Annotated in this window: 5 protein-coding genes and 1 pseudogene; 5 read left to right on the forward strand and 1 reads right to left on the reverse strand. The window is 46.3% G+C overall.

Going from position 1 to position 6,215, the window contains the following annotated elements; translation table 11 throughout:
- Positions 1-223 precede the first annotated feature (223 nt).
- Entirely contained in the window at positions 224-1,030 is an 807-nt protein-coding gene (locus tag ACE1CM_RS34365) for a DUF2993 domain-containing protein (RefSeq protein WP_374883375.1), read from the reverse strand.
- Positions 1,031-2,184: 1,154 nt separating this feature from the next.
- Here ACE1CM_RS34365 and ACE1CM_RS34370 point away from each other — a divergent pair.
- The 5 genes and pseudogenes from ACE1CM_RS34370 to ACE1CM_RS34390 all read left to right on the forward strand — a co-directional run bounded on the left by ACE1CM_RS34370 (position 2,185) and on the right by ACE1CM_RS34390 (position 6,094).
- The gene (locus tag ACE1CM_RS34370) at positions 2,185-3,111 is read left to right on the forward strand and encodes a helix-turn-helix domain-containing protein (RefSeq protein ID WP_374883376.1); all 927 of its coding nucleotides are present in this window, start codon (positions 2,185-2,187) and stop codon (positions 3,109-3,111) included.
- Between the two features lie 85 nt (positions 3,112-3,196).
- Positions 3,197-4,195 (forward strand): NADPH:quinone oxidoreductase family protein, encoded by a 999-nt coding sequence (locus ACE1CM_RS34375; protein WP_374883377.1) that lies wholly within the window; start codon positions 3,197-3,199, stop codon positions 4,193-4,195.
- A gap of 58 nt (positions 4,196-4,253) precedes the next feature.
- Positions 4,254-4,956 (forward strand): annotated as a pseudogene (locus tag ACE1CM_RS34380) (SDR family oxidoreductase).
- A gap of 194 nt (positions 4,957-5,150) precedes the next feature.
- A complete protein-coding gene (locus ACE1CM_RS34385) occupies positions 5,151-5,447 on the forward strand; it encodes a hypothetical protein (protein ID WP_374883378.1) in 297 nt (98 codons plus the stop codon).
- A 74-nt stretch (positions 5,448-5,521) separates the two neighbouring features.
- Positions 5,522-6,094, forward strand: coding sequence for a flavodoxin family protein (locus tag ACE1CM_RS34390; RefSeq protein ID WP_374883379.1), 573 nt, complete (start codon positions 5,522-5,524; stop codon positions 6,092-6,094).
- Positions 6,095-6,215: the final 121 nt, after the last annotated feature.

Genomic DNA, 6,215 nt, shown 5'->3' on the forward strand with positions numbered 1-6,215 from the left:
GATTTCTACCAGAGATTGTAGAATGCCGTGCCCCTACAGTCGCAAATTGATTTGGTTTTCATCGGTTGTGTAGTAGCACGGCGTGGCATAGCTGTTGATTTCTACCAGAGATTGTAGAATGCCGTGCCCCTACAGTATGCCCTTTCTTTAAATCTGCAATCTGCAATCTCAAATCTGAAATCAATTCAAATCTGCAATCTGCAATCTGCAATCAGCAATTGTATCAGCCGCTCTTAGGAAAATGATCGATTTGAGCGTAACCGCTAAACAACAACTTTTTCCCTTGAACTTGCAAACGATTGAGCCGCAATTTCACCCCATCGAGATCGAAGCGGTCGAGGTCAACCATATTATCCAACAACTCAGCCAAGGCTGACGCCAAAGCTTGAGAAACTTCCCGCAAAGATTCTGGAACCGCATCGGGTTCAAATTGAGGGTCACGAAACGCAACGCGGCGGCGACGTTCAATCGCCAGGGTCATCCTCATGCTGACGGGAACAGTACCGTAATTCGGTAAATCTGCTTTAGCTAAGATGCGAATTTTGTTCCCGCTTTCTAATTGAACTTGAACTTCAGTAAAAGAAACGGGTTGACCCCCCGATAAATGATTCAAAGAATCCAACGAAAGATTGACCAGGCGCTTTTTCACCAGTTCAGCTTGGAAGGCTTCGTTAATCCCCGTTTCCGATAAAATAACTTCGGCAAGCGCTTGGGTAGGCTGCTTGAGGCGAATCTGACCGCTCAAAATCGATCCGAAGTCGAGGGAGACAGCATCCGTCTCAAACGACATCTCTTCCACAGGGAACTGGCGGCGAATCACCAAACCGCGACCGCTCATCTTGAAGCTGTCAATCGATCCCTGCAATAATTTGCTGGAAGGATAGCAGCGAATAGCGACTTCTACCGACTCGCTCTGGGAGAACAAGTGGCGAATTGCTTGAGTCGCGGCTGTGTTGAGCAGGCGCTCTCCCCAGTCCGTTTCAGTAGGATTGAAACCAGTCAGACCACCAAACATAAAGTTCTGTGTCAATATTCCTTTACTTTTTTTAACAAAATTTGCAAAACTCAGCAATTAGTTTTCCATATAGATTGCCAATCACATCCATAAGCGTTCACCCAGAGTCGGTTGGGCGGCTGTAAGAAACCCGGTTTTGCCAAAAAACCGGGTTTCTGCCAGGACTGAGGCGCAACGAGCCTACAAACTGGGTTTCTGGGTAGATCTGTCGTTCCCTTTCCTAAGGATTTTTCATAGAAACCCGGTTTCTTTGGGTAAGTCTTGTCTGGGTTTTGGATGGGCGACTCGGAATCAATTTCAGGAATTGGCTAGTCAAATCTTGTCGGGGAATCCCCAGGGATTTAACTACCGGGGATAGACTTGCCACGGCACAGGGTAGGACAGCGGCAAGTTATTGGGGAGGAAACTTCAGAGGGAGACGAAGTCGCTTTCCTAGATTGCTGTATAAGCTTTATGGCTCTCAAACCTCGTTGATAAAAAAACTTTTTATTGCGAGTGTGGCATTGATAAAAAGCTATTAGCCAGTTTTCACCATATATACCTATCCAAAAGTTGCTATGTCAACTTCCTTGTTCTACCTGGAGCTTGAAGACGGCAAACATATTGCTGCTGCCCCTGTAACTTGGTGATTTTTCCTTGTGCCTTGCAATGGCTTAATGATAATAGCAAATCAGGGGAAACCGTGTCTGTTCTTCGTACCAAATATAAGCCTGAGTTACATATTGTTGTGCCTCTGGCAGAATAATTAGATTTCTAAGCACCATGCTGTCTGTTACGAATTCGTTCCTTAGCCGCTTCCCATGAAATGCCTGAGCCAGGATTCTGCAAATAGGCTTGCTTGCTAACTGCTTCGGGACTTGGGATCGCGCTTCAGTTGGGAGGCATCTCCCACACTGGTATTGACTGACTCAAACTGATTACTCACAAGCGATCGTAAACTAATTTCACCACCCACAATCGTGCCGCTGCCAATATTAGCAAAGCAAATTTCTCAGAGGTAAAGGGGTTAACGGTTGAACAAGTTAAATCGGCTCAAAATTGGGAAGAGGCAACTTATAGTCCAGAGTTGCGTGTTAAATTAAAACTCTTGACAAAATCGATCGATCGATTTGAGCTTTGGCTTGACACCACCGATAATTTACGTGAGGTTTCAACCCAAAGCGCCCAGTATGAAAGCAGGAAAACCAGTGCAGCCCAAACATACCCCTGTACTTAACTATAACGAGCAGCCGGAAGCCTCAAACCTGATTCTGCCCAAGTCACCTGTATCTAGCGTCCATTGGAATCACTGGCATTTTGAAGTGCAACAGCAGCCCGCACACGATACAGGCGACCATCGCCATCAAATGCACATTGTCACAATGGTTACATCTGGTACTGCGATTAATCAATCGATCGATGGGCAGTCTCACTCTAATCTAGTCGGACAAAACAACACATTTATTCTTGCCGCAGGGGCGCTGCATCGCTGCGATTGGCAGCAGGATATCGAGTTTATGTTTGTGGGGATCGATCCCCATGTGTTTGTTCAAGTCGGACAGGAACTGGTTAATCGCGATCGCATCGAACTCATCCCTCATTTTGCCACGCTTCAAGATCCACTTATTCAAGGCATCTTGCTCACCCTCAAACAGGAATTAATCCATCCCGGCATTAACACAAACCTATTTGTCGATCGGCTTAAAACAACGCTCGTGGAACACTTACTGCGAAGTTATGGCGTGCAGAAAGTGCAAATTGCAACTTATGCCGATGGCTTGCCCCGTCACAAGTTAAATCAAATCCTGGACTATATTGAGGCGCATCTGGACTGTGACTTGGAACTCGAAGAACTTGCCCAACAGATTGGGATGAGCCAATTTTATTTCAGTCGGCTGTTCAAGCAATCTCTACAAATTACACCGCATCAATATGTGATTCAGAGGCGGGTGGAACGAGCGAAGCAACTGTTGCGAAAGAGTGAGTTGAATTTAGCCGAAATCGCTCTGGAGTGTGGATTTGCCAATCAGGGGCATCTGAATCGGCACTTTAAGCGGCTGACAGGCGCAACTCCAAAAGAAATGGCAAGAATGTATAAAACGAGCAAGACTGTGTAAGAAAAACTATTGGGGCGATCGCTAAACTATAAAACAGTTGAGGCAGTGCCTCGAATTTGAGTGAATTCAAACCAAGCAAAGTCTTATGAAAGCCCTACAAATTCAAAAATTTGCCGATCGATCTGCCATGCAAGTGCAGGAAGTTGCCGATGTGCAGCCGAGTGCCGATCGAGTCGTCGTCCGAGTCAGAGCAGCAGGTGTAAATCCGGCGGATTGGTACGTCGTCAATGGACAGTTTCAAATTCCCCCGGCATTGCCCTTTACACCGGGGTTTGAAGCGGCTGGTGAAGTCATTTCTGTTGGGGAAAGGGTGACTGATATACAACCCGGAACTCGCGTTCTGATCGCCTTGCCCTACTTGAATAATAGTACGGCTCATTTTGGTGCTTTTGCCGAGCAAGTGGTCGTGCCAGCTAAAAATGTAGTGCCGATTCCCGATGGGGTCGATTTTGCGATCGCCGCCGCCATTCCTGTCATGTATGGCACTCCCTATGTCGCCCTCAAGCATCGCGCCCAATTGCAAGCGGGTGAAACTGTATTAGTCACGGGTGCAACGGGAGCAACGGGAACGGCGGCAGTACAAATTGCCAAACATTTGGGAGCAACCGTTATCGCCACGACGAGCGGTGCGGAAAAAGTCCAGCGAGTGAAAGAATTGGGCGCAGATTATGCGATCAATTATCGACAGGAAGATATTGCGACTCGGCTGAAAGAAATTACCCAAGGCAAGGGCGTAAATGTGGCTTTTGAAACCGTGGGAGGGGACATCTTTGAGGCTGTCATGCAATCGATGGCATCGGAGGGACGTTTGTTGCCGATTGGGATGGCCAGTGGTGTTATTCCCGAAGTGAGTACGATTCGTTTGTTGGCTGGCAATTTCTCGATCGTCGGGATAGATTTTGCCCACTATACAGTTCATCAATTGGATTTAGTCCGACAGGGATTAGCTGAGATTTTGAGTTGGCATCAATCCGGAATTTTTAAGGATTTGAAATTGAAAACGATGCCGTTGGACGAGGCGGCTGAAGCGATCGCTCAAGTTCATCAAGGTGCTGGATATAAAGTTGTTCTGACGATAAAATAACCAATCCACCAAGCAAGTGTGAGCAAAATCAATGTTAGAAATCAACTAGGAAAATAAAGTGGCAATTGTCACAGGTGGCAGTTCGGGAATTGGGCGTGCAGCAGCGCTCGAATTTGCCAAGGCAGGAGCCAACGTCGCGATCGCAGCACGACGGGTTCAGGAAGGTGAAGAAACGGTGCGTCAGGCTCAGGAAGCTGGAGGAAATGCCATTTTTGTCCAAACTGATGTTACAAAAGCAGAAGATGTTAAAGCATTGGTCGATAAAACTCTACAAACCTATAATCGCCTTGACTACGCTTTCAACAATGCTGGGTTTGGCAAAACCGTTCGATTAGTAGAGCAGTCTGAATCAAACTGGGATTGGGAAATAGATGTGAACTTGAAAGCAGTTTGGCTATCGCTGAAACATCAAATTCCGGCGATGCTCCAAACTGGTGGCGGTGCAATGCGTAATTGGAGTGCCTGGTCTTGCTAGCTACAACGCAGCTAAGGGAGGTGTCGTTGGTCTAACTCGCTCCGCTGCGATCGAATTTGCTGAGCAGAAAATTCGGATTAATTCAGTTATTCCAGGTCTGATTGCCACAGATATTCTAGCTAATGTTTCCCAAGAAACTTTAAAACAAATGGTTAGCACAATTCCAATGAAACAACCAGGAATAGCTGAAGAAGTTGCTCAAGCTGTGATTTGGTTATGTTCGGATCGCTCTTCCTACATCACTGGACAGAACTTGGTCATTGATGGTGGATATACGATGCAGTAAAGCGAAATTGTTTGATAGTGATTCATCTTTTGTTCTAGAAGCCTTAAATCACTATACTCGTCATGATGGAAAAGTCGTGACAATTCGAGCGGCTGCATTTACAGATCGAAATGAGGCAGGATTCGTAACTTAAGTCATATTTTATACAGACACAACACCCGTATTTGGCTAGCTCTATTCAGAGGATCGAAACCATGCAAGTTTTAGTTATCGCTCGCGTTAAATCTGGAATTGCGATCGAACAAGTTTTACCATTTGTCAGTCCAGAGGCAGCCCAAGTCTGGAAGTTTTATCAGTCGGAGCAAATTCGCCAGATATATTACATTGCCGATATGAGCGGTGCTGTCATACTTTGGGAAGGCGAAAGTGTAGAATCCATCACCCAAGAAATGCAAAAGTTACCGATGGTCAAACAAGGAATTCTGGCTTGTGAAATTTTGCCCCTCAAGCCTTACACGGGCTACGCTTCACTCTTTAGCCAACAGCAATAATTTTAGGTCGTGGCGATGAAAGCCATTCAAGTTAAAGAATAACAAATGATTTCTGAGTAGGAGGAGCCAAATCTATGACGACGGTTGCAATTGTTTACCACACCGGAACTGGCCATACAGGTGCTTTAGCAGAAGCGATCGCCAAAGGTGCTGCGAGTGTTGAAAATGTAACTGTTCATTTGCTGCAAATAACGCCGCAACAGATTGGTGAGGATGGACGTTGGGCAGACTCAGAAATTATGGCAAAACTCGACGCTTATGATGCGATTATTTTTGGTTGTCCAACTTGGATGGGAAGTGTTTCATCGGTCTTTAAAGCTTTTATGGAAGGGACATTTTCACTGTGGTTCGATCAACGCTGGAAAGATAAGATTGCTGGGGGTTTTACCAATTCTGCCAGCCAAAGCGGCGATAAACTCAGCACGCTGTTTCAACTATCAATTTTTGCGAACCAACTCTCGATGATTTGGGTGGGACTGGGGGATCCACCCGGAAATAACCAGAGTACACGCAGTGTTAACGACATCAATCGTTTGGGTACGTGGTTGGGGATGATGAGTCAAAGTGACGGCGATCGAGATGCAACACAAGCTCCTCCAATGAGCGATCGCATTACTGGCGAACGTTATGGTAGAATCCCCAGTTAACTACCTGGGATAAAATTGCCACGGCACTGGGTACAACAGCGGCAAGTTATTCGGGGGAGAACCCTGGGAAACCAACATCGACTGATTCCACAGACCGCGAAAATCCCAAGTATCCCACAAG

Source organism: Microseira sp. BLCC-F43, assembly GCF_041929235.1.
Lineage (GTDB): Bacteria > Cyanobacteriota > Cyanobacteriia > Cyanobacteriales > Aerosakkonemataceae > Microseira.

What these genes read in the sequence shown, in the direction of transcription:
- ACE1CM_RS34370 (WP_374883376.1), top strand. Translation starts at nt 2,185, where the DNA reads ATGAAAGCAGGAAAACCAGTGCAGCCCAAACATACCCCTGTACTTAAC.
- ACE1CM_RS34375 (WP_374883377.1), top strand. Translation starts at nt 3,197, where the DNA reads ATGAAAGCCCTACAAATTCAAAAATTTGCCGATCGATCTGCCATGCAA.
- ACE1CM_RS34385 (WP_374883378.1), top strand. Translation starts at nt 5,151, where the DNA reads ATGCAAGTTTTAGTTATCGCTCGCGTTAAATCTGGAATTGCGATCGAA.
- ACE1CM_RS34390 (WP_374883379.1), top strand. Translation starts at nt 5,522, where the DNA reads ATGACGACGGTTGCAATTGTTTACCACACCGGAACTGGCCATACAGGT.